The organism is Scytonema sp. HK-05, from assembly GCF_963872035.1.
In the GTDB taxonomy this organism is placed as follows: domain Bacteria; phylum Cyanobacteriota; class Cyanobacteriia; order Cyanobacteriales; family Nostocaceae; genus Kalymmatonema.
In genome coordinates, this window is sequence record NZ_CAWMYC010000160.1 from 1 (window position 1) to 23,828 (window position 23,828).

The following is a 23,828-nucleotide window of genomic DNA, read 5'->3' on the forward strand; positions in this document are numbered from 1 at the left end:
CTGGCGACTTATCCCCATGTCTAAAGCCAGGGGCTTGCGTCTCGTTTTCCGGTCAAAATGATAGAAGCCGCCGCTTATGGCAAACCAATTGTCGCAACTAGCATAGGGGCAGAAGGATTGGAAATGAAGGATGGACAGGAATTTTTGATGCGCGATCGTCCCAAAGCTTTTGCCCAAGCATGCTTGGAACTATTGCGCAATGATGATTTGTGCAAGCGCTTAGGTGATGCTGCTCGTGCAGCGGCGATCCGCCATTACGATCGCACCAACATTGTGCAACAAATTAAGCAGCTGATCCAGTCTCACCTATAGGGATTCTGGGCTGTATGCACCACAAGGTAGGGGCGCAGCCATGGGTGTCAACTTAAGATGAAAGTCAGTAAGTGAGAATGCTTTGAGAGATTGCCTTGTTCCCAGTCAGAGGCTTAGAATACCATTAGAAGGCTCTGCCTTGCTTAGTTGCGGCAGAGCCGCTTAAATTGCATTTCCAGGTAGAACCTGGAAACGAGATTTTAGAAGGGTTTTGGCTTAAGTTTTCTAACCCCACAATTAAATTTTGTTACTGTTTATGGACAAAACAAAGTATCGCGGGTGTCACGTCCTGTCGTTGGGTTAGTACCTTTGGCTACCTTGCACAATTTATCTTGCTCATCCCTACGCAGCAGCACATCAGTAAAATCTGCTCCGTCAATAATCGCACCATCAAATTTGGCGTTAGCAGCGAAAGCGCCCTCCAACACCGCATTTGTCAAATTTGCTTTGATGAGACGAGCCGAGTCTAAAGTAGCATTTGTGAGATTAGCCCCCTCAAGATCTGCTGATTCCAGATTTGCAGCAAAGAAGCTGACACCGCTTAAATTAGCGTTGCTGAAGTTGCTGCTGCGGAGATTAGCATGAGAAAAGCTAGAGTCTGTTAAATCACGTCCTGAGAAACCAGCTTCTATCAAACTTTCTTTGTTGTAGTCAAGTGCTAAAGCTTCTGGCGCAAAACCTGCAAAACCTAGAGATACAGTGATGCAAATCACAACCCAAAGCAATAAATTGAGTATGCTTACGCACATCTGATACCTTAACTTACTCATCGTACTTTTTGCTAATGGCACATCCTCCATATCATTATCCCGATATAGGTATCGCAGGAGAAGACCTGGTAGCCCAATGGTTACAATCCAATGGTTGGGTGATTTTGCATCGTCGATGGCGTTACCGACAAGGAGAAATCGACATCATTGCCGAATACGATGGGGAAGCAGGAGAAGACAAAGCCACAAGCAGACAAAAAGACTTGGGGAAAGCTTCCTCATCTCCCGTTTTGGCATTTGTCGAAGTCAAAACTCGTAGCCAAGGAAATTGGGATGCAGGGGGAAGAAACGCCCTCACAAAACAGAAGCAAACAAAACTCTGGCATACAGCCTTGATGTTTTTAGCTAAATATCCTGAGAAGGCAGACTACCCTTGCCGATTTGATGTCGCTATTGTATGCTATCAACCGTCACAAGAGTTACTTGGGCTGACAATTGCCCAAGAAGCCATAGCCAGTTCATCAGTGGGTGAACACCTGTTGATATTACAGGAATACATCAAAGCGGCTTTTGATACTTAAACCAATAAAAGAGTCGGTGTTTTGTCCTGTAATATATACCGCTTCTCCTTTGGATGAAGTAATTATTTATCTGTCTACCCTCCGGGAAGCCCTTCGGGTTCGCAGTCGCCTAGGTCGGGAAACCCTCCTGCAGCGCTGTCTCACCGCCTCCGGCGTCTACATCTGTGTGCATCTGTGGTTCTTATTTCTTAATGTGTTGCACTCAACACCAGAACCGCTACAGCTTCCACTAGCGATTCACGTCTATATCTATTTAATTTAGAGCCAAGGTAAACAGTAACCGATAAAGAGAAAATACCTCAATTATCAATTACTGCTTACCATAATCTTTAACATAGCAGGTGTTAAAACTTGAAGGTATCACGCCAGCGTTTCTGGACAATAGCCCAATCCCCTGACGAACTGTTGCCGGAACGCCTCTATTTCCTCTTTTTCCGGTTTACCATGAGAGACAATCGCGACTTGGTAGCGACGCATGACGTCAACTGGACACTGTCCCGCTTCCAAACTCCAAAGTGCCATTTGGACTCGCATCGGCGGCTCGTAGCTAATTCCTAATTCACTTAAGAAAGCCCGAATGTCGCCCTCTTCTTGAGGCGAGAGGTGACGCTTTAGTTTGACCCTAACCACCCAACCATCAATCTGATGAATTACGGTGAGGAACGAAACAGGTATTTGGGGTTTAGCGTGCAAAAATTGAACAACCCTTAGAGTTAGACTGGCATTTGCCAGGTAATACAAGTATTCCATCTTGGTGCTTGGGATCAAAGCCAATCGTACATCCTTATTATTCGTATACAGACCCCTGTACCCGCTAGGGTAAAAGCCCCCGTTTTTAGATGGGGAGGTTTACCCAATTTTTATAAAGGTGTTTGCGTGTTATTTTCCAGCATCCAGATCAAAGCCACGGAAACTCATTGAGCGTTGATCCCCGATAGTTCTCTATCAACAGCAGCTAAAACCTGGTAATTTGATAAAGTTCATATATCAATGCAGCAACAACGAGCAAAAAGCAATTTAAACACAATATTTAGCCATAAGAAGGAAGACGTGGAATTCGAGATCTCTCTATCTGGGTATGACTATGAATTACCTCAAGAACTCATTGCCCAAAACCCAGTGGTTCCTAGGGATAGTTCCAAGCTTTTGGTAGTAAATTCTCCTACTACAGGTACAGACGCGGCACCCCTACACCATATTTTCCGAGATTTGCCAGAGCTTCTGTATCCAGGAGATTTGCTGGTAATGAATAATACAAAAGTCATGGCAGCGCGGCTGTATGGTCGTAAATCCACTGGCGCGGAGATAGAGGTGCTGCTGTTAGAGGAACGCCAGCATAATTGTTGGTTAGCCCTAGTCAAGCCAGGGAAACGTTTTAAAGCGGGAGCAAAGATTCTTTTTGAACCAAGGGGAGTAGGGGGAGATGAGGGAGAGAAGGGAACAACATCCTCCTCATCCCCACCTGACTTGACTGCTACAGTTCTAGAAACAGATGAGGCGACTGGTGGGCGTCTGTTGCAATTTGATTTGCCAGATGGGATGTCCTTAGTGGAATTGTTGGATGTATTTGGAGAAGTTCCTCTACCGCCTTACATCACTGCGTCTGATGCTCAAAACGAACAGTATCAGACGGTTTACGCAAAAACTCCAGGAGCAGTCGCAGCTCCCACAGCAGGGCTTCATTTTACAACAGAATTACTAGAGCGGTTGCGCGATCGCGGAATTCATCAAGCTTTTGTAACATTACACGTTGGGGTGGGGACATTTCGCCCTGTGGAGGTGGAGGACATAAAAACTCACAAAATGCATGAAGAATGGATTGAAGTACCTTCCTCAACGGTAGAGCAAATCCGTGCAACTCAGGCATCTGGTGGTCGAATTATTGCTGTGGGTACAACAGTAGTAAGGGCATTAGAAGGAGCAGCCGCCAAAGGCGAGTTGCAACCATTTTGTGGCAAAACAAACTTGTTTATTTACCCAGGCTATCAATGGCGCGTCGTAGAGGGTTTGATTACCAATTTTCATCTACCACGTTCTAGTTTGCTGATGTTGGTGAGTGCTTTAATTGGTCGGCAACGTTTGTTAAAAATATATCAAGAAGCCATTGCATCTCGATACCGCTTTTACTCGTTTGGTGATGCAATGTTAATTTTGCCAGAAGCAACGAGTGTAGGAAAATAAATCATGGGTTTGTAGTAGGCGATAAGAGTGCCTACTACAATCTGTTTTAAATCTGTTTTAAATTTGTTTTAAATCTGTTTCAAATCGGTAAGCGATTAATGTCTTTATTGCACCCAATCACAACCATGGCTGAACCACGTTCAAGAAGCTTGTTGGGGTTAGGATTAATTTGGAATTTCCCATCTTGACTGACAGCGAGCAAATTTAAACCATAGCGGTTGCGAAGTTGTAGTTCGGCGATTGTTCTGCCGTGAAATTCGTCTGGCACGATTATTTCTACAATACTGTTATCTGGGTCAAGGTCAAATCGGTCTAGAATTGCCGGTTTTGTGAGTGTTCGCGCAAGAGCTCTACCTGCTTCATATTCGGGAAATACAACATGATCTGCTCCCACTTTACTCAACAACTTGCAATGAACTTCACTAGAGGCTTTTGCCACGACATGGGGGACACCACCTTCCTTCACATTTAGAGTTGTGATAATGCTTTCCTGAACGTAATTTCCTATGGCTACAATGACTGTATCAAATTCAAAAATTCCAGCTTCTCGCAGTGCAGCTGGTTCCGTTGAATCTAGTTGCAAAGCATGAGCAGTTATCTGCTCAGTCAACGCTTGGGATACCCGCTTTTCATCGATGTCCGTAGCCAGCACTTGATAGCCGAATTTATGCAGTGTTGAACAGACTGAGCGACCAAAACGACCTAACCCAATCACAGCAAACTGGTGATTGTCTTTACGCAGACTGCGAAAAAATCCCAATGACGCCAAATCCACAGTTGTTATCCTTATTAACACTGTTTTATTTAAGGCAAAAACTCGGTTTTCCCGAATCAATTAATTTTTTATTTAATTAATTAATTTTTTTGCCTGATCTCTATATTTTATCATTTCGGTATACTTGCATCTAATGAGTTATTATTTCTTCCTCGTCTTCCCCACTGCCTAACTCTTGACTATCCCACAAGTAAGTTTTCTTCAGGATAGTGAATGCTGGTAGGACGTGGATCGCCCAGTATAGCTGACATCAGCAGCAAAATACCAACTCTACCAATATACATTGTCACAATTAATATCAGCTTTGCGGCTACAGACACACTCCCCGTAATTCCAGTGGAAAGACCTACTGTGGCAAAGGCTGACACGACTTCAAACAAGATTTGAATAAATTCCAATTCTGGCTCTGTCAGTGCAATTAAAATAGTAGATACAATTACGGTTGCCACTGAACCAATCAAAGCACCAACAGCTTTTAAAATTAAATTTATTGCTATTTTGCGATCATATAATAAAACTTCTTCTTTACCCTGGAGAATTGCTTTGGTGCAACTGGTGAGGACTCTCAAAGTAGTCGTCTTGAGTCCGCCTCCTGTACCGCCTGGGCTTGCACCTATAAACATAAATGCAATCGTAATAAATAGACCTGCAGTAGTCATTTTGCCAATATCAATAGTGTTAAATCCAGCAGTTCTAGGAGTCACTGATTGAAACCAAGCTACTAATAACTTGTCACCAATATTAAGAGATCCAAATGTTTCCGGATTTCTTAACTCTACAAAGAAAAATGCAATTGTCCCAAGTATTAAAAGAATTAATGTTGTGCTTGTTGCAACTTTAAAATCAAGGGAAAATACTAGCTTGGCAGGTTTTTTGAGCAAGCGATCGCGTAACCAAAAGTAAGTTTCTAAAATGACCTGGTAACCAATTCCCCCAAAGATAATCAATACCGTCACTGTGAAAACAACTAAAACCGAGGACTGGTATCCAATCAAATTATCTTTAAACAAACTAAAACCTGCATTATTCCAAGAGTTAATGCTATGAAAAATAGCTAACCAAATTCCCTTATCCCATCCATACTGGGGAACAAAAGCTGGTAACAGTAAAAAGACTCCTGTGATTTCAAATATTAAGGTTGTTGCAATAATCGAGCGGATAATTTGGGTACTCCCATGCATTCCTGGTCGGTCTAATGATTGTTGAATAGCAATTTTTTGTTTTAGGTCAAATTTACGACCAATAAGCAGAATTAAAAAGGTGGTGGTTGTCATATAGCCTAAACCACCAATTTGTACTAATAGCGCAATAAATAATTGACCCCAAAAAGAAAAATAGGTCCCAGGATCTACTACCGATAACCCTGTGACACAAACTGCTGATGTCGAAGTGAATAATGCCACAATTAAGTCATTCCACGTACCGCTACTGGTAGAAAAAGGCATCATCAGCAGGATAGTACCTATAGCGACCATTGCTATAAATCCTAAGCAAATTGTGCGAGATACAGTCATATCTAAGGTTAAAAATTTAACATTAATTTGTGACAGGGTTAAGGTTTCTCTTACCTAAAAGCAAAAACACCTTTATTTAATTAAAAACACACATGGTAGCCTACCAGTATGTATTTTTAAAATTTGCTTCTTCTTTACACCGCTTTCTTCATGAGTGCAACACTTTACCAGCAAATTCAGCAGTTTTACGATGCTTCCTCCAGTCTGTGGGAGGAAATATGGGGCGAACATATGCACCACGGCTACTACGGTGCAGATGGCAAGGAGAAAAAAGACCGCCGTCAGGCGCAAATTGACTTAATCGAGGAACTGCTCAAGTGGTCTGGAGTACAGCAAGCTGAAAATATCCTAGACGTGGGTTGTGGAATTGGTGGTAGTTCTCTGTATCTGGCAGGAAAATTTAATGCTAGGGCGACAGGAATTACTCTGAGTCCGGTGCAAGCTGCAAGAGCGACAGAACGCGCTTCTGAGTTTGGGTTGAGTTCTAGGACTCATTTTCAAGTCGCTGATGCTCAAGCAATGCCTTTTCCTGACAACTCTTTTGACTTGGTTTGGTCACTCGAAAGTGGTGAGCATATGCCCGATAAAACCAAGTTTATGCAAGAGTGCTATCGGGTACTCAAACCTGGTGGAACGTTGATTATGGTGACTTGGTGTCATCGACCAATTGAGAATTCACCACTTACAGCGGATGAGGAGAAGCACTTGGCGGAGATTTATCGAGTGTATTGCTTGCCTTATGTGATTTCTTTGCCGCAGTATGAGGCGATCGCCAGTCAACTTGGGTTGCAAAACATTCGCACTGCTGATTGGTCGAAAGCTGTTGCTCCGTTTTGGGATATAGTCATTGATTCAGCGTTTTCTCCAAAGGCGATTTGGGGTTTGCTGTGTTCAGGTTGGACCACAATTCAAGGAGCGCTGTCTCTGGGGTTGATGCGTCAGGGTTATGAGCGCGGGTTAATTCGGTTTGGGTTGTTGTGTGGAAATAAATAAACGTAGACCGCGCAGCGGCGTGCCGCAGGCTACCGTACCAAGCAACAGAGAGCGCAAAGAGAGGAGATAATGAGTCAGGTTTCACAGCCAGGGTTTCAGGCGAGTTGGTTTTATAGTTTTTGGAAGTTTTCGCGTCCTCACACGATTATTGGCACGAGTTTGAGTGTATTGGGGTTGTATTTGATTGCCCTGTCTCTATTTTCCAATCTTGTACAAGCGCAAGCCACTACGCCCATACTCCCTCTTTTGGGAGCGTGGATTGCCTGTCTATGTGGCAATGTTTATATTGTGGGGCTGAATCAACTTGAGGATGTGGCAATTGACAAGATTAATAAGCCGCATTTGCCTCTTGCCTCTGGGGAGTTTTCTCCAGCTACAGGTAAATTGATTGTAGCTATTACTGGAGTTTTGGCGTTGCTGTTGGCTTGGCTTCAAGGACCGTTTTTGTTGGGAATGGTGGGTATGAGTTTGGCGATTGGCACTGCTTATTCTTTGCCGCCAATTCGCTTGAAGCGGTTTCCTTTTTGGGCAGCGCTGTGTATTTTTTCAGTGCGCGGGTCAATTGTTAATTTAGGGTTGTTTTTGCACTTTAATTGGGTGTTATCTGCTGGTGGTAAAACGCAAAATTCAGCGTTTCTATCAATTCCGTCTGCTGTGTGGTTGCTGACATTGTTTATTTTGGTTTTCACGTTCGCGATCGCCATCTTTAAAGATATCCCCGATATGGAAGGAGACCTGCTGTACAATATACAAACTTTCACGCTCAAACTCGGTAAGCAAGCGGTTTTTAATCTTGCTCTTTGGGTGTTAACTGTCTGCTATGTAGGGATGATTTTGGTTGGGAGCCTACGCCTTGCTGAGGTGAATTCTCTTTTTTTGGTGAGTACTCATCTGGTAGCATTGGTTTGGATGTGGTGGCAAAGTAGACAAGTGGACTTGCAAGACAAAAGTGCGATCGCTGGCTTTTACCAATTCATCTGGAAACTGTTTTTCCTGGAATATCTGATTTTTCCAATAGCTTGTCTTTTTGCTTAAAAATTGACCGTAATTTAGACTTGTTTTAAGGTGCGTTACACTGGGTTAACGCACTCGATATCTCAATTTATTTTACCTTTGGTAAAAGTCAAATATATGAAAATGAAACTACAGATATACAAGCTTAACTTGTCACCAAGAATCATGAGCCAACTACAATTACCAAGTCTTATAATGCTTCGCTCGTGCCAAACCCAGTAAATTGGCGCACATAAGGTTCATGAAACGCCAGAATAATATCCTGCTTAGGCACTCCCATTTCAACTAACCGATTGGCAATTCCCTCTTCCGTGCCATCATGCTGAATCCAGATTTTCCCACTTTTAATATCAAGATGCAGAATACAGCCAAAATCACGTTTATTTCCACGCCAGCCTACATAAAGTAGTTGGTAGTGATCCTGCTGATCATCAAATATCGTCTGCACTTCATACTCTTGGGCATTTTGCTGCATCGAAGCCCGCTTTTGCCGTTCTGAAAGAAGATGTCGAATATATTGCCGATATTGCTCTACAGCCATCGATCAATAACCTCCCGTTGCACATCGTGAACTACCTACACTGACCCCTGGGGGCAGTGTAGGCTTCCCAACTCACAGGGGATTGCCTCAGACTTTGTGGATTTTTTACGTCCAGAAGACTTTGGTCTTATATCCCCTCCTTGGGCAGAAGCGCTAGTTCCTAACGCCCATAATCGCAATCCTTCATTTCTGATATTTATTGCAGCGTTGATGTCCCTATCATGCTGCTTCTGACAGTGCGGGCAATCCACAAATCTAATACCCAATGAATCATAACCATTTCGCAGCATTGGGATTGGGAGTAGAGTCTCGCTACAAAGCTGAGAAGATGGGAAGAAACGCCCTATCTCTTGGTATGTGTGACCAAATTTTTCTGCTTTGTATTTGAGCATAGTCAAAAACATTCCCCACCCTTGGTCACTTATAGATTTTGCCAAGTTAGGATTTTTAACCATATTCTTAACTGCCAGGTCTTCCACACAAATTACTTGGTTTTCGTATGCTATTTTGCGAGATAGCTTGTGTAGAAAATCCTCTCTAACTCTAGCTATTTTGCTAGAGATTTTTGCAACTAAGCGTTTAGCCTTACGACGCTTGTTAGAAGTTTTGTCTGTTTTTCTAGATAACTTCTTTTGTTTACGTTTTCTATTCTTCTCTAAAGAAGCTAGTTGCTTCTTAGGGAGATCATATTTTGACCCGTCAGAAGTTACCGCAAAGTTTTTGAGTCCAAGGTCAACACCAATAGCTTCATTAACTGCAACTACTGGTTTGTCCTCTTGATTAAACACAATAGAAGCGTAGTATCTACCATCTGCATTTTTTGATATTGTTACAGTCGTGAATTTTGCGTTTGGTAGCTCTTTGTGAAACACGGCTTTAATTATGCCCAAAATCCCAGGAAACTTAATCACAGAATCCTGTGGTATTAGTTTCACATTTTGAGGATATTGGATAGATTGTTTACCATGCTTGGATTTGAAATTGGGATATTTAGCGCGTCCCTCAAAAAAATTAACAAACGCGCTTGAGAGATTAAAGGTTACTCGTTGCAATACTTGACTATAGGCAAGACCTAACCATTCATACTCCTTTTTTAATCCCGGCAACAACTTATCCATTGCAGCTTTAGAAAGCCCCTTGCCTGTTTCTTTGTACGCAGAGGTTGTTGCATTAAGCATATAATTCCACAACCATCGAGTATTACCGAAACATTGAGCTAGATAAGACTCTTGCTCATCAGTGGGGTAGATTCTAACTTTAACTGCTCTGTACATGGCATCGACCTATTACCGTGTTTACAGATTCATGATAACATAAAGACTTAAGGCATGACCAAAAAAAAGGAAGCACGTTCCTAGCTGCGGAGTTCTACATTCTTCTTCACAATCCATTTTCTAAATGAACTTTCAACACAATGTTTGACAACTTTCAACCAAGTTATATTATTGCCATAACTGCTGTCATTTCTAGTATTGCCATCCTTGGCTATTTTTCTTGGAAAACTTTGATTACGTCAAATCTTTATCAAAAAGGAGTGAATCTTTATAAGCAAGAAAATTATAAAGATGCAGAAGCCGCTTTTCGTCAAATGATTTCTCTGAATTCTACAAATGATGTTGTTCACTTGTTGCTAGGAGATACTTTGATGCAGCAAGGTAAACTAGAAGAAGCAATCCAACAGTTTCAAGAAGTGATTAATCGCGCTCCTAAAAAAGTTGATGCTTATTTGCGTCTCTCGAATGCTTTCATGCGCCAAGAAAAGAAAGCAGAAGCAATTTCTAATTTAGAAAAAGCTAGAGATTTATGCCAAGCACAGCGTCAAGCGGAAAAAGCAGAACAAATTAATCGTATTCTTCAAAAAATCAGTAAAAATAATTCGTAAATCATGGCTGAACAATTGGGCAAAGTCTACCTCGTAGGTGCTGGACCTGGAGATATAGCATACCTGACGCTAAAAGCTCATAAACTTCTATCGAATGCTGAAGTTTTGGTTTACGATGCCTTAGTTGATGGCCAGTTGTTGCAATGCATACCGCCTGATTGTTTGAAGATCAATGTAGGAAAACGCGGTGGTCAACCTAGTACGCCCCAAGCTGAAATTAACAAGTTACTGGTAAAGTATTGTCAGCAGGGAAAACAAGTTGTTCGCCTGAAGTCTGGTGATCCATTTATTTTTGGTCGCAGCACTTCTGAAATCGAAGCGTTGAAAGCTGCTGGTTGCGATTTTGAAGTTGTACCAGGAATTTCCTCAGCGCTAGCAGCGCCGTTGTTTGCAGGAATTCCTCTGACAGATCCAGTCATGAGTCGTTGTTTTGCTGTGTTTACAGCTCACGAACCAGATGCTTTGGATTGGGAAGCGCTGTCACGGTTGGAGACATTAGTTATTTTAATGGGCGGACAGCATCTGGCTGAGATTTTATATCGGCTGCTGCGACAAGGGCGATCGCGCTCAACACCCATTGCCATTATCCGATGGGCAGGAACTGGGCAACAAGAAATTTGGACAGGCACTTTAGACAATATACTTGAGCAAACATCTGGTGTGTCGTTGTCGCCAGTGGTTATTGTAATTGGCGAGGTTGTGGGATTACGCAGTTATCTACAACCTGAGAAAATATCATTAGCGGATTTCTCAGTAGATAACGCTTTGCACCCCAAAACCATGTCCACTACCCAACCCTCATCTACCCCATCTACCCAACTTCCCTTATCCAATAAAACAATTTTGGTGACACGCGCAGCTGGACAGTCAAGCCAATTTACGGAACTTCTGACTGCATCAGGCGCAACTGTCATTGAAATGCCAACGTTGGAAATTTGTCCGCCTTCGAGTTGGGAAGGTTTGGATAATGCGATCGCCAATTTATCCAATTTTCACTGGTTAATTCTCACTTCCACCAACGGCGTAGATTACTTTTTTGAAAGACTGTTCGCACAGGGTAAAGATGCTCGCGCTTTGGCTGAAATCAAAATTGCCGTTGTCGGTGAGAAAACAGCCAAAAGTCTCAATCAACGCTGTCTGCAACCAGATTTTATTCCTCCCAACTTTGTCGCCGACTCGTTGGTGGAAAACTTTCCCGAAGAACTCACAGGTAAAAAGGTTTTGTTTCCCAGAGTAGAAAGCGGCGGACGGGAAGTTTTGGTGAAAGAATTAACCACCAAGAAAGCAGAAGTTATAGAAGTGGCGGCTTATCAATCTTGCTGTCCCAAAAGTGTACCTCCTTCAGCAGAATTAGCTCTTCAAAGTGGAAATGTGGATGTTATTACCTTTGCTAGTTCCAAAACTGTGCAATTTTTTTATCAACTAGCAGAAAAGATCTTTTCTGAAAATACTCAAGACAATCAATCATCTCTGGTTGCTGATGCGTTGAAGGGAGCTTGTATTGCTTCCATTGGTCCCCAAACTTCTAAAACTTGTCGTTCTTTATTCGGACGTGTAGATGTAGAAGCAGAGGAATATACTTTAGATGGATTGACTCAAGCAGTGATAAAATGGGCGACGAATTCTTAATATTAAAAATTCTTGATAACGTTGAACCTCTATACTTTCACATTTTTGAATCGTCGGGTTATTAATAAGCTTTTATTATAGCCTTCGCTGGTGGTTCTGGTTGTACTCTCAGTTAGCGATGCCCTTTGGAAAAAACTTTTTGGTTTACTGTTGGTTGGTTCGGTTGCGGATATTCTGACCGACCAAACATTTCATCACTGTGGAGCCTAAAACTCTTCCTGGATGAGCTAGCAACGGTGTGCCGTCATCAATCTAAGTAAGTAATTAATGTTCTCTACAACATCTGCTTTTTAGTAGATAAGCTAGCGCATCTAATACTAATAAAGTTTAGTCTGTTTAAAGTATCACGTTTTCAAAAATAGACACTTTGAATCAACTAAAAAACAAAATTATTTCTCAAGGTTCTTCCAAGTCACAGTTCAAAATGCCGCGTTTGCTAAAAAAGTCTGAACTAGTGGACTTTATAGAAAATATGTGTATTCCTAAGACGATAAATTGAAGCTAAAAAAATGACAAACTGTACTGTTGGTGACTATCTGCTGCTTCGTCTGAAGCAGATTGGTGTCAAGCATATCTTTGGTGTCGCAGGTGACTACAATATGGAATTTCTCGACTCTATTGTCAATCAGCCGGGCATTGAGTTGGTGACAACCTGCAACGAACTCAACGCAGCCTACGCTGCTGATGGCTATGGTCGAATTAATGGTATTGCAGCGTTAGTCACGACGTTTGGTGTTGGTGAACTCAGCGCCATTAATGGGATTGCTGGCGCTTACGCTGAACACGTTCCTGTTGTAGCAATTACTGGATCTCCTGCGACTAAAAAACAATCATCTGGGGCGCTTGTCCACCATACTTTTGGCACTGGTAATTTTACCATGTTTGCCCGGATGTATGAGAAGGTAACGGAGGCGCAAGCGTATTTGACACAAGAGAATGCAACAGCAGAAATTGACAGAGTTCTGGGTGTCTGCCTTCTCAAGAAGTTACCTGTTTACATCTCCCTACCCATGGATGTTGCATCACACGAAGTGGCTGCACCGTCAGATTCATTCATACCCCCTGTCTTTAAGAGCGATCCTGCCACTTTAGCTGAGGCAGTTGATGCGAGTGTGGCGATGTTGGAGAAGGCTGTTAAACCAGTCATTCTCGCTGATGTGGGTGTGGATCGCCTTCGCCTACATGAGGAATTGCGATCGCTTCTAGAAGCCACTGGATACCCTTATGCCACGATGAACATGGGGAAGGGGCTTCTTGAGGAAACGCATCCCCAATTCATTGGTATATATAACGGTGTTGCCACTGAGGACTATGTGCGAAAACGTATTGAAGAAGCAGATTGTGTATTGAGTATCGGTGCTTTGATGACTGATTTCAACACAGGGAAGTTTTCCGCTAAACTCGATCCAGGTCGAACGATTGAAGTGCATGGGCAGTATCTGAAAATTAAGCGTGCGCTGTATAACAACGTGGCGATGGGGGATTTTCTACCTGCTTTAAGCAAACACCTGAAGCACCGCGATGCCAAAACGCTGGACTTAAAGCCGAAGAGGGAGAATTTGGATGCTGGCTTCATGACTCCCGGACAACCCAACTCAACAGCAGCTATTACACAGCAGCGTTTTTGGTACAGACTGGCTCATTTCCTCAGAGAAAATGACATTGTGGTAGCCGAGACTGGAACCTGTTTGTTTGCAGCCGCAGTAGTTCCTTTGCCAAAGGGAACCACCTTCGTTGGACAAGTACTTTGGGGTTCTATTGGCTACTCAGTAGGCTCTCTGCTCGGGTGTGCTTGTGCGGCTCCCTCAAGACGGTCTATCCTACTAGTTGGTGACGGATCGTTTCAAATGACGGCACAAGAATTGTCAACGATATTACGCTACGACCTCAAGCCAATTATTTTTCTGATCAACAATGATGGATACACAATAGAGCGTGATATCCACGGTGAGAAGATGCCATACAATGACATCCAGCCGTGGAAATATCACAAGCTCCATGAAGTTTTTGCTAACAATGGCTGGGGCATTAAGGTAAAGACCGAGTCAGAGTTAGAGTCAGCACTGCAACAAGCCGAACAATCTAGGGACAAACTTGCCTTCATTGAGGTGGTGATGGACAAAATGGACAGCCCAGAAGTTCTCTTAAAAATGTTGGATCAGTAAATCTACCCGTCCCTGAAATGGGTAGATAGTAGTTACGAATTAGTTCTGCCTTAAGAGCGATCGCCATAGCTTGAATAATATCATGTCTGAATGAACACCATTCTCTTTTGAAGATTCAGCAGCCAGACCAGCCAGAAATGTTGGGTCAAGACTGAGGATGATATAGCGCAATTCAATTGAATGAAGTAATTATTTATCTGTGTCCATCTGTGTCCATCTGTGGTTCATTATTTCTTTGTGTACCTTACTCCGGGTTCTTACCGCTATAAATTCCGCTCCCTTGCCCTAAATGGTAGTCTGGTCAACTAGGGCTTTTGGGACTTAGTAGCCTGAAGCCCACGGCATGTCTGCCGTGGGTTCTTGACCCATTACTGCTCAGCTCCTTTACCTGATTTTGCTAGGTATATGCCAGCCAAAACCACGAAAAAAGCTACCCAGTTGAGGATACTTAACCTTTCTCCAAAGATTTCCCAGGCAAAGATTGCAGTTATAATTGGCTCCAACAGCAAGAAAAGCGAAACAAATCCTGCAGAAAAATTTTTCAGGCTATAAGTTATAATTCCCTGACCTATCACTTGGCAGAGAACACCTAGACCGATGACTGCTAGCCATCCCAAACCAGAATTGGGGAAAACTTTATTTTCGTTTAGTAGGACAATTGGGAGGGTCAACAAACAGCCAACAGCGCAATTACACAGGAGTATAGTTGTCACTGAAAACTTCTTTAGTAGCTGTTCGCTAATCAGAAAGCTTCCAGCATAGAACACAGCAGAGAGTAAAGCAACAGCATCACCAATGAAGTGTTCGGGAGACACTTGCAAATCTTCAACTCCAACGGCGATCGCTCCCCCTGATGCTAGTGCTAAGCCAATCAGAAATTTGCCATCAAAGTAACGACCCAAAAATAGGCAGTCTCCTATGGTAGCGAAAACTGGGGTGAGATTATGTAATAAATTTGAGTTGGAAACACTGGTCTGAGTCAGAGACCAAGCCCAAGAGAGTAAGCACAGCGCAGAAATACCACATGCTACCACAAAGAGGGCTAGATCGCGAATTGTCCATGACTTTGGTTGCACTTCAGAGTCGTGGGGTCTTGTGTTGCGTGCCCTGTTGATCCCTTTCCACATCAACAGTGTTAAACTCGCTATCCAAAGGCGATTAAAGATTGTGGCATTTGGACCAAGTTCGTTTTCGCTCAATTTGATAAAGATTGCAGCGAAGGATAAAATCAATACTGCTATAAATAATACGGTTAAATTAATCAAATCAAGTGTTGGCTTTGTTTGTTGCTGTGGGAATTCTGCTTGATTGAGCATAATTAGGGTTAATGAAGTTGATGTTGTTTCGCTTAAAAGTTACCTTGGATCATTCATCAGAAGTTAAATTAACCACTGCGTCAATAAGTAATTTTACTCAAAAATTCTCTACGACTCCGTGGAGAACTTAACTATCTGGGAGAGTACTGAGCGTGAACATTACCTTGGACGCTCCCGGATATCGTTGTGCTTGACCGCAGGACTTAATTTGGCCTTGCCATACTTTTGACTCTGTTGTCTATTTTTTAACAAAAATTATATTTCTAAATCAGTTTAAAAGGAGATTATTTATACACTGTTAATCATATTTAAGATAGATGAAGGATACTGGTAGCAGGAGTTACACAAAACCTTAATAATTGCGTTGGCTTTGTTGCTGACGACACCAATTTATGGAAACTAACAACAGATAATACACTGAAGAGCGATCAAGTTGGATGTTGCTATTGTTGGCGGTGGTGTTTGCAGAATGTACAGTGCTTGACGCCTAATGCAGTGTGACCTAAGTACATGCTCCCGTCCTCAAAGCAGAGGCTAAAGAAGTCCAACAGGCAAACTGAAAATCGGCGTGTCCCTTGCAAAGCGATCGCCGAAGGTGGGCGTTTATTGTCGCTTGTGCCACCGGGTATGCCCAAAGAGCTTGCACAGTGTGAGGTTTCGGAATGTGCTCAATGTGATCAGCAACGAAGCCTACGAATTCATGGGCTATGCGGGCGGTTTTGACACAATCTTGAGTAACTGGAATGCCGCCGACGCCTTACCTTGGTATCTCGCCTATTTCGGACCAGAGGTCAATTACATGGGGTTGGTAGATAGATTTGAAGCTATACCACTTAAGTGTGACGAATTTGTGAAGGCGATTGCACAAAATCTTCGCTGCAATTCACGCCCTCGTTCACGCGTAACCTATTTACTCACAAACTATGAGTAACTAAAAGCACCCGAACTGAGGGCAGAAACTCTACCTAGTGATAGAAGTAAGTAATTTAGAATTTTTAATACTCTAACCATAGCAAACAATTTCTAATTTTTGATTTTTTACCTCCACGCTATTTTTTGACCTAATTTGTAAAACTTAACTAATTATCATATCAGATTTACTACTAAAGTTTTTCAAAGCATGATTGAAGTTTTGGCAAGACAATAAATTTAGGAAAAAAAATGACAATTGAGAGTCATCAAAAATATAAAGGCAGAGTACTTGTTATTGGTGCGGGTGTAAGTGGTCTCGTGACATCGCTTTGTTTGCAAAGAAATGGATTTAAGGTAACACTGGTAGCATCTAATTTTGCTCCAGAAATAACTTCAGTTGTCGCAGCAGCTTTGTGGCAATGGCCGCCTCCAGCGCTAGGTGAAGATGATCACGACCAAATCTCGCTCACACGCTCCAAGAAATGGTGCATGGCTTCCTACGATTATTTTGCTAATCTTGCCTCCTCGCCAGAAACAGGTGTTTTTATGCGACCTGTAGTGGTTTATTTTAAGCATTTGGTCAAGGATAATCCTAGTGCTCAATCGAGAACGAACGAACTGCAAGATAAAGTTTATGATTTTGTGCATACTCCTGCTTTGATAACAGAAAATCAAATCAATACTGAGATAGGTTTACTAGACGCTTATTCACATCTTGCGCCCATGATTGATATGGATATTTTCATGGGCTGGTTGCTTAAAGAAGTTCAGCAAGCTGATGGTCAGGTGTTAACCAGGAAAATATCTGGCAATTTAAAAGATGAAGAAGAAAAGCTCAAAAAAGACTTTGATGTTGACGTGATTGTCAACTGTGCAGGTCTGGGAGCTATAGAACTTACTAATGAAGATATGTATCCTCTTAGAGGAGCATGGATTCGTGTTTACAACGATGGCAAAACGATACCTCGAATCACCAACGCTCATTGGTTATCCCACGAAGAATCCTCCGACGAGGACATGATTTACATAGTGCCAAAAGGAGATAACATCCTCCTTCTTGGAGGTTTGGTAGAACCAGATAAATGGGATTTGAATATTAACTTAGAAAATTACGATCCAGTAAGGGATATGCTGAGGCGATGTGTTGAGTTTATGCCAGCGCTAAAAGATGCCCAAATTGATTTTAATGAGCCTGTTCGTGCAGGTTTGCGTCCTTTTAGAAGGCAGAATGTCCGTTTGGAAAGAGAACAAGACACAAGCATCATTCATAACTATGGACATGGCGGTGCGGGTGTGACTTTGTCATGGGGGTGCGCAATGGATGTCGTAGAAATAGCGAACGAACTAGTACAACAAAGGCTGAAATGCTCCATAGTTTAAAAGGTGTTGTAATGGGCGATCGCACTCCTATGCTTCCTTGTGGTATATTCACTTACTATACATTTACCAGACCAGGATTAGGGGTTGTCATAGACCAAAGCATTTTTTGCCTAGTAGTTAGAAAAATTTTTCCGACATAATTTTTCCGACATAAATAATTTTAGTTATGTCTGTAAAAATCAGATGCTTGTAAAAAGCTATTAAATTTTCTGCTTTTTGTGGGAACATCAGCACATCATTTGTAAAGGAATAAAGCCTCTATGACTACAGCGGGATCTTTTGCGGATTTGGTAATACAGTTTGGTGACATTAGGGAAATCACAAGCCTTCCTGACGACAGAGGAGAAGTGGAGATTACGATCGCAAATCAAGGTGAAGAGCGTGTCGAGGGTCGTTTCGGTGTGAACCTGTATGCATCAACAAACTCAGTTCTTGAACTACCTCTGAACTCTGGTACCCAACAGGGTAGAGATGAACTGTTAGGCTTTATTCAACCAGATATAAGCTTGGGGTCAGGTGAGTCGGAAACCATTACTCTAAATTTTGCCGATTCCAGGCTCCGTGTTCCCTCTGTAGTAGCGCCCGGTTCTTACCATCTGATTGCACAAGTTGACCCTGCTAACACCGTTGTTGAAAGCAATGAAGAAAACAATTTAGCTAGCACGCAAGTTTCTGCAGAAGATAGCGATGTCATCATCACTTGGAATGCAGTAGCTTTGAACCTCGCCGCCGACACTGAGCGGCTGTTTCCGCCAGTTTTAGCACGCAATTTAGCTATTATGCACGCGGCAGTGTACGACGCTGTGAACGCGATTGATCGAAGCTACATGCCTTATCTGGTAGAAGTAGAGCCAAAAGAAGCAAAAGGGGCATCGCCAGAGGCTGCTGCTGCTGCTGCCGCACATCGTGTACTACTCAATTTGTACCCACAGCAAGCTGTCGAGTTGAACCAGCAGCTAAGTAAGTCACTGGCGGCAATTCCTGATGGTTTGGCTGAGGATAAAGGCGTTGTTCTAGGACAATTTGTTGCCGATCAGCTCCTCGCTGCTCGTAGCCAAGATGGTTCGTCTAATTCCCAGCAGGACTACATACCAGGCGATCAACCAGGTGAGTGGCGACCAACTTTTCCTAACTACCTGCCTGCAAGATTTACAAATTGGGGCGAAGTCACTCCCTTTGTCATCCCCTCAGTTTTGGACTATCGGACGGATGGTCCTCCTGATTTGACTAGTGAGTTATATGCACAGAACCTTAATGAAGTCAAGTCTTTGGGCAGCCTCAATAGCTTAACGCGCACACCAGAACAAACAGAAATTGCTAAGTTTTGGTCTTTTGACCACCCATACTCCTTCAGTATTCAGGGTTTCTGGAACAAGATTGGGGAAGAAATAGCCCTGAAAGAGGGGAATACGTTGGTCGAAAACGCTCGGTTTTTTGCGTTGCTAAACTTAGCACAGGCTGACGCAGGCATTACTGTGATCGATTCCAAGTACTTCCATAATTTCTGGCGACCGATTACTGCCATTAGGGAAGCTGACACTGATGGCAATCCAGACACAGTTGCCGATCCGGACTGGATATCACTGATCAACCTTTCATCTACTCCCGAGTATATAGGAGGGCACTCGATTGTTGCCGGGGCTGCCGTCGCAGTTTTAGAAGACTTTTTTGGTGAAGATTACAGCTTTAGTACGACTTCGTCAGAACTACCTGGTGTTGTCCGCTCATATGATAGTTTCTACGAAGCCGGTTTAGAAGCTTCTTTAAGCCGCATCTACGCAGGGCTTCACTATCGATTCACTCATGAAGTATCTTTTGGACTGGGAGAAATGCTAGGCGAAGATGTAGTCCAAAATGCCTTGTTGCCAACGGACAGCTTGAACGCGTTAAATACAGCCAACATCATTTAACGAATCTTTTTTGAACAAAATCCCCACGAATTCGGCGATCGCTTCGCTGCTGCCTAAGCGCAAAGCGCACGCACTCGCGTTAGTCCCTGAGTCCTTACGGACACGCTGAGCGCAAAGCGCACGCTCCGCGAACGCGAACGGCAGATCGCTACTTTTCTCCCAGATGCAATATTCTACTATCATTTCATGCTGGCGGTAGCGCAGATTTGACACTCTCCGTCCTTATAGGGCGGAGAGTGTCAACTACTTTTTCAACGCACTAGCGCGATAAAAGCGGAAAAACAAGTTGATCGTAATTAGCGAAGCCGAAAGGACAATTGATAGTAAGCTGGGTCGATGAATTAGGAACCTATCCATCTGTTTCGGGAATCTCCCGACTTCAGGCGGGAGAGGATGTCAAAGCATTGCAATTTATGATGCTTCCCCCGACTTCGCCGAAGTTGTCGGGGATCTTTTTGTTCGTAACTCCTACACGGATTGCTATGTTTAGTCAGAAACTATGAGTGACTAAAAGCACCCGAACTCAGGGCAGAAACTCTACCTAGTGATAGAAATAAATAATTTACAATTTTTAATATTCTAACGATAGCAAACAAATTCTAATTTTTTATTTCTTAACTCGACGCTATTTTATGAGATAATCAAATGGGCAATCCTGCCAGATTTTTGTTGAACAAGATAGGTGGCGCTTTTTTGTTGCTGACACTATTGACCGCGTGTAGTAGCAAATCCTCCACTTCAGAACTTACAAAAGAGTTACAAACAGTGACGTCATGGGCAGCAACTGCCGAGATGACTGGCGATGCCTGGATACGCGGCAATGTCCCGACGATCTACGCAAAACAAACACTCTCTACAACGCTTGAAAAACTTCATAAAGAAACAGAAAAGATAGCACAGTCATCATCTGACCCCACGCAACATCGCACGATACTGGATCATCTACAGGGTCTTGAATCCACAGTGGGTCAGATGTCAAGGGCGGTGGAACAAAAAGACCGCACTGCGACTGCTCAAAAGCTAAGACAGCTATCAACCCAAAAGCAAACAATTAGCACGTTTGCCACGGTAGCAGGTGAGCAGCCATGAATAAAATTCTGCAAATTACGCTTGGCATCGTCACGAGTATCGGTGGCTTTCTGGGCGCAGGCGCGATCGCTACAGCAGCAGAAGCTGGATCTGTGTTTGGCTTCCAACTGATCTGGGCAATCCTCTTAGGCGCGATTTGCGTAATCTTTCTGGTAGAAATGTCAGGGCGGATGGCAGCCGTAAGCAAACATACGTTAGCCTCGGCGATCCGCGAGCGTTTTGGGTTCAACTATTTTGTCATTCCACTATGCGGCGAAATTGTGGTCGATTTTCTGGGACTGGCGGTTGAAATCGGTGGCGTTTGTATCGCACTACAACTGCTAACGGGGATTAGCTTTCAATGGTTTGCTCTGCCCGTTGCTATGGTGATTTGGTTGGTACTTTGGAAAGGCAACTTGGGCATCATCTCTAATGGCGTTTCCCTGCTTGGACTGATCACGCTGACCTTTGTTTTCGCAACTTTCAAGCTTCATCCTGAACTAACACAAATCGGTTCTGGCTTGTTGCCGACTTTGCCACACTCTAACACCGCAAATTATTTATACATTGCGGTTAGTATCGTGGGCGCATCGATAGGACCTCACCTGTTTTATTTCTACTCATCGACTGTAGTAGAAGACCAATGGGATGAAAAGAATATCGGTGCTAATCGCGCTGTTGCCTCTTTAGGCATGGGCTTCGGTAGCACGGTATCGCTGGGTGTGCTGATTGTAGCAGCGATGGTACTTCACCCCAAGGGTATCCACGTTGATAACTACTTGCAAGCAGCGCTGATGCTGACCCAACCCTTCGGTTACTGGGGTTTCGTGCTGTTCGCAGCGTCGCTGGGTATCGGCTGCTTTGGGGCTGCACTGGAGGCAAGCCTTAGCTTCACCTATATTGTGGCTCAAGCTTTGGGGTGGAATTGGGGCGAAAATCTCAAACCGAAGGAAGCGGCACGGTTTAGTTTCGTCTACACGGTGTTTGTGTTTCTGGCATCATTGCTGATGGTCGTTGGCATCGACCCCTTAAAACTGACGCTGTTCACAATGGCGATTACAGTACTCATCTTACCGCCGGCGATCGTACCTTTTGTTGTCTTGATGAATGATCAGCACTACGTTGGCAAGTATCGCAATGGTTGGATTAGTAATAGCGTGATCATTTTCACGATCGCCCTCTCGTTTGTCTTGGCAATTATTGCCATCCCTTTGGAATTTCTTGGAGGTTGAAATGGACGTGATCCGAGATGTTTTGGATAACCAGTTGGTTGACCGCAATAATTGCAAAATGGGCAGAGTCGATGGGATTGTCATGGAGTTACCCGAAGGGCAACCACCACGACTGGCTTACATCGAAGTGGGTGTGCCAACCCTTGCCCGAAGGCTGCATCCACGCTTGGAAGGTTGGGTAGCAGCACTTGCAAGCAAGTGGGGTGCCAAGCACAGTGAGTCGTTTCGGATTCCCTTTTCAAAAGTGCGCGACGTTGGCATTGATGTAAATGTTGACCTCGATGCCGAAGCAACGCCAGTGTTAGCTAACGAAAAATGGCTACGCGAACACATTATCGAACGGATTCCAGGGGGAAAGTAATGGCTTCGGGTGAAATTCATCTTGAATTATTGCTTAGCAAACCGGTGCTGGATCTAGAAGGCAAAGAGGTTGGACGTATTGAAGAGGTACGTGCCCAAAAGCAAGGGAATGAATGGATCGTCCAGGAATATCTGATTGGATCTGCTGCCATCTTAGAACGGCTATCAGCTTGGACAATTGGACTCAAAATTTTGCACCTGTTGGGAGCGCGTCAAGGTATGGGTGGGTACAGGGTGCCTTGGGACAAGCTGGATTTGACTGACCCCCAAAAACCACGGCTACGTTGTCTCAAGCACGAATTGAAGACATTTTCCCCTGAACAGCAAGAAGTGATAATAAATGGAAAATAAAACAATGACAATTGTACTGTTGGCAACTATCTATTACTTCTTGAAAGAATGAAATGTCCTATTTATAAAAACCTCACTGAACGAAAAATGTATTTGACAAAAGTTTATGTAGGCGTGTAGCCACAATTGTTAATTACCCTTATACTGCCATGTTTTACACTAGCTTTGAACATAATATGTTCTGCAGATGGATTAACTCTGACAATTCTGTAGGAACTATCTTATATATTCATGGTTTGGGTGAATCTGGTCTCTGCTTTGAATCACTGGTTCAAAATGAGCATCTTTGCCAATGGTCTCACATTGCATTAGACCTTGAAGGTTATGGAAAAAGTCTTTGGTCTGTGACGCCAAAATCTCTCGAAGAACACGCTGATAGCTTAGCAAGGTGGCTGCAATTCAAAAGCATCAGTCAGGTAATAATAGTAGGTCATTCGATGGGAGGAGTGATTGGTTTGATATTGTCTGAGAAATACCCTGAACTTGTGCAAGGTTTCATTAACGTTGAAGGTAATATTTCTATCGAAGACTGTACCTTTAGTAGTCAAGCTGTGTCCTATTCTTTAGAAGATTTCCAGAGATATGGGTTCGACACTATCCGCAACTCTATATACTCTGATGGATTGGAAGACCCTGCACTGCGTAGTTATTATGCCAGCCTCTGCTTGTGTCAGCAAGAGACATACTACTTAAACAGCAAAGAATTAGTTGAACTTTCTAGAGGCGCTCAGTTAGCTAAAAGGCTCAGTACCCTGGAAATTCCTTTGATATATTTGCTGGGAAATCCACGCGGTACGGCAGAACTTTCTCGTTCTATGCTGACTGCATCAGATGTTGAATGGCGAGCAATTGAAGATGCAGGTCACTGGCCTTTCATAGACCGACCAAAAACGTTTGTTAATGAAATGTTGTGTTTTTTGAGTCAACTTCCAAAGTGACAATTTGCTTTGTCACAATGTTTACTAGGAGCAGCACTAGTTTTTCTAACCCAAGAAGCTAGTT

The 23,828-nt window shown here is 43.2% G+C and carries 23 protein-coding genes and 1 pseudogene; 17 read left to right on the forward strand and 7 right to left on the reverse strand.

The annotated features are described in order from the left end of the window. Positions 1-54: 54 nt before the first annotated feature. A pseudogene (locus AACT52_RS37370) lies at positions 55-312 on the forward strand (glycosyltransferase); the annotation flags it as partial. Between the two features lie 254 nt (positions 313-566). Here the strand turns inward: AACT52_RS37370 and AACT52_RS37375 are convergent. Then, positions 567-1,082, reverse strand: coding sequence for a pentapeptide repeat-containing protein (locus AACT52_RS37375; RefSeq protein ID WP_073635308.1), 516 nt, complete (start codon positions 1,080-1,082; stop codon positions 567-569). Between the two features lie 14 nt (positions 1,083-1,096). Here AACT52_RS37375 and AACT52_RS37380 point away from each other — a divergent pair, with 14 nt between their 5' ends. Both AACT52_RS37380 and AACT52_RS37385 read left to right on the forward strand, forming a co-directional pair. Next, positions 1,097-1,603 (forward strand): YraN family protein, encoded by a 507-nt coding sequence (locus tag AACT52_RS37380; RefSeq protein ID WP_073635309.1) that lies wholly within the window; start codon positions 1,097-1,099, stop codon positions 1,601-1,603. After that, positions 1,593-1,865, forward strand: a complete 273-nt coding sequence (locus AACT52_RS37385) for a hypothetical protein (protein ID WP_143172963.1) — start codon at positions 1,593-1,595, stop codon at positions 1,863-1,865. Before AACT52_RS37380 ends, AACT52_RS37385 begins: the two co-directional genes overlap by 11 nt. 98 nt (positions 1,866-1,963) lie before the next feature. Here AACT52_RS37385 and AACT52_RS37390 read toward each other — a convergent pair whose 3' ends face one another. Then, on the reverse strand, positions 1,964-2,353 hold the full coding sequence (locus AACT52_RS37390; RefSeq protein ID WP_073635310.1) for a hypothetical protein: 390 nt from the start codon (positions 2,351-2,353) through the stop codon (positions 1,964-1,966). Between the two features lie 240 nt (positions 2,354-2,593). Between AACT52_RS37390 and queA the strand changes: the two genes are divergently transcribed. After that, on the forward strand, positions 2,594-3,784 hold the full coding sequence (gene queA / locus AACT52_RS37395) for a tRNA preQ1(34) S-adenosylmethionine ribosyltransferase-isomerase QueA (protein ID WP_073635311.1): 1,191 nt from the start codon (positions 2,594-2,596) through the stop codon (positions 3,782-3,784). A gap of 79 nt (positions 3,785-3,863) precedes the next feature. On the opposite strand, the gene AACT52_RS37400 is transcribed toward queA, so the two are convergent. Both AACT52_RS37400 and AACT52_RS37405 read right to left on the reverse strand, forming a co-directional pair. Next, the gene (locus AACT52_RS37400; protein WP_073635340.1) at positions 3,864-4,559 is read right to left on the reverse strand and encodes a potassium channel family protein; all 696 of its coding nucleotides are present in this window, start codon (positions 4,557-4,559) and stop codon (positions 3,864-3,866) included. Between the two features lie 179 nt (positions 4,560-4,738). Continuing rightward, a complete protein-coding gene (locus AACT52_RS37405; RefSeq protein ID WP_073635312.1) occupies positions 4,739-6,073 on the reverse strand; it encodes a TrkH family potassium uptake protein in 1,335 nt (444 codons plus the stop codon). 150 nt (positions 6,074-6,223) lie between these two features. Here AACT52_RS37405 and AACT52_RS37410 point away from each other — a divergent pair, with 150 nt between their 5' ends. Beyond that, positions 6,224-7,066 carry a methyltransferase domain-containing protein gene (locus tag AACT52_RS37410; protein ID WP_073635313.1) on the forward strand — a complete coding sequence of 281 codons (843 nt, stop codon included), beginning with the start codon at positions 6,224-6,226 and terminating at the stop codon, positions 7,064-7,066. Positions 7,067-7,135: 69 nt separating this feature from the next. Continuing rightward, the gene (locus tag AACT52_RS37415) at positions 7,136-8,101 is read left to right on the forward strand and encodes a homogentisate phytyltransferase (protein ID WP_073635314.1); all 966 of its coding nucleotides are present in this window, start codon (positions 7,136-7,138) and stop codon (positions 8,099-8,101) included. 169 nt (positions 8,102-8,270) lie between these two features. Here the strand turns inward: AACT52_RS37415 and AACT52_RS37420 are convergent, their stop codons facing one another. Together AACT52_RS37420 and AACT52_RS37425 are read right to left on the reverse strand one after the other, a co-directional pair. Beyond that, positions 8,271-8,621 (reverse strand): XisI protein, encoded by a 351-nt coding sequence (locus tag AACT52_RS37420; RefSeq protein WP_073635315.1) that lies wholly within the window; start codon positions 8,619-8,621, stop codon positions 8,271-8,273. Positions 8,622-8,656: 35 nt separating this feature from the next. Next, on the reverse strand, positions 8,657-9,895 hold the full coding sequence (locus AACT52_RS37425) for an RNA-guided endonuclease InsQ/TnpB family protein (RefSeq protein WP_073635316.1): 1,239 nt from the start codon (positions 9,893-9,895) through the stop codon (positions 8,657-8,659). Positions 9,896-10,035: 140 nt separating this feature from the next. Here AACT52_RS37425 and AACT52_RS37430 point away from each other — a divergent pair, with 140 nt between their 5' ends. The 3 genes from AACT52_RS37430 to AACT52_RS37440 all read left to right on the forward strand — a co-directional run bounded on the left by AACT52_RS37430 (position 10,036) and on the right by AACT52_RS37440 (position 14,297). Then, on the forward strand, positions 10,036-10,503 hold the full coding sequence (locus AACT52_RS37430; RefSeq protein ID WP_073635317.1) for a tetratricopeptide repeat protein: 468 nt from the start codon (positions 10,036-10,038) through the stop codon (positions 10,501-10,503). Positions 10,504-10,506: 3 nt separating this feature from the next. Continuing rightward, a complete protein-coding gene (gene cobA, locus AACT52_RS37435) occupies positions 10,507-12,132 on the forward strand; it encodes a uroporphyrinogen-III C-methyltransferase (RefSeq protein ID WP_073635318.1) in 1,626 nt (541 codons plus the stop codon). Positions 12,133-12,641: 509 nt separating this feature from the next. After that, positions 12,642-14,297 (forward strand): alpha-keto acid decarboxylase family protein, encoded by a 1,656-nt coding sequence (locus AACT52_RS37440; RefSeq protein ID WP_073635319.1) that lies wholly within the window; start codon positions 12,642-12,644, stop codon positions 14,295-14,297. A gap of 368 nt (positions 14,298-14,665) precedes the next feature. Here the strand turns inward: AACT52_RS37440 and AACT52_RS37445 are convergent, their stop codons facing one another. After that, positions 14,666-15,613, reverse strand: a complete 948-nt coding sequence (locus AACT52_RS37445) for a DMT family transporter (protein ID WP_073635320.1) — start codon at positions 15,611-15,613, stop codon at positions 14,666-14,668. Between the two features lie 664 nt (positions 15,614-16,277). On the opposite strand from AACT52_RS37445, the gene AACT52_RS37450 reads away from it, so the two are divergent. The 8 genes from AACT52_RS37450 (at position 16,278) to AACT52_RS37485 (ending at position 23,764) form a co-directional block, all read left to right on the forward strand. Continuing rightward, complete coding sequence (locus tag AACT52_RS37450) at positions 16,278-16,544, forward strand: hypothetical protein (protein WP_073635321.1); 267 nt, start codon at positions 16,278-16,280, stop codon at positions 16,542-16,544. Between the two features lie 230 nt (positions 16,545-16,774). Further along, positions 16,775-17,905 carry an FAD-dependent oxidoreductase gene (locus AACT52_RS37455; RefSeq protein ID WP_073635322.1) on the forward strand — a complete coding sequence of 377 codons (1,131 nt, stop codon included), beginning with the start codon at positions 16,775-16,777 and terminating at the stop codon, positions 17,903-17,905. A gap of 260 nt (positions 17,906-18,165) precedes the next feature. Continuing rightward, positions 18,166-19,815, forward strand: a complete 1,650-nt coding sequence (locus AACT52_RS37460) for a CARDB domain-containing protein (protein ID WP_073635323.1) — start codon at positions 18,166-18,168, stop codon at positions 19,813-19,815. Between the two features lie 645 nt (positions 19,816-20,460). Beyond that, positions 20,461-20,904, forward strand: coding sequence for a hypothetical protein (locus AACT52_RS37465; RefSeq protein ID WP_073635324.1), 444 nt, complete (start codon positions 20,461-20,463; stop codon positions 20,902-20,904). Beyond that, on the forward strand, positions 20,901-22,115 hold the full coding sequence (locus AACT52_RS37470) for an NRAMP family divalent metal transporter (RefSeq protein WP_073635325.1): 1,215 nt from the start codon (positions 20,901-20,903) through the stop codon (positions 22,113-22,115). The genes AACT52_RS37465 and AACT52_RS37470 overlap by 4 nt, the downstream gene beginning before the upstream one ends. A 1-nt stretch (position 22,116) precedes the next feature. Then, positions 22,117-22,476, forward strand: a complete 360-nt coding sequence (locus AACT52_RS37475) for a hypothetical protein (RefSeq protein ID WP_073635326.1) — start codon at positions 22,117-22,119, stop codon at positions 22,474-22,476. Next, the gene (locus AACT52_RS37480; RefSeq protein WP_073635327.1) at positions 22,476-22,826 is read left to right on the forward strand and encodes a hypothetical protein; all 351 of its coding nucleotides are present in this window, start codon (positions 22,476-22,478) and stop codon (positions 22,824-22,826) included. Before AACT52_RS37475 ends, AACT52_RS37480 begins: the two co-directional genes overlap by 1 nt. A 176-nt stretch (positions 22,827-23,002) precedes the next feature. After that, complete coding sequence (locus AACT52_RS37485) at positions 23,003-23,764, forward strand: alpha/beta fold hydrolase (RefSeq protein WP_073635328.1); 762 nt, start codon at positions 23,003-23,005, stop codon at positions 23,762-23,764. Positions 23,765-23,828: the final 64 nt, after the last annotated feature.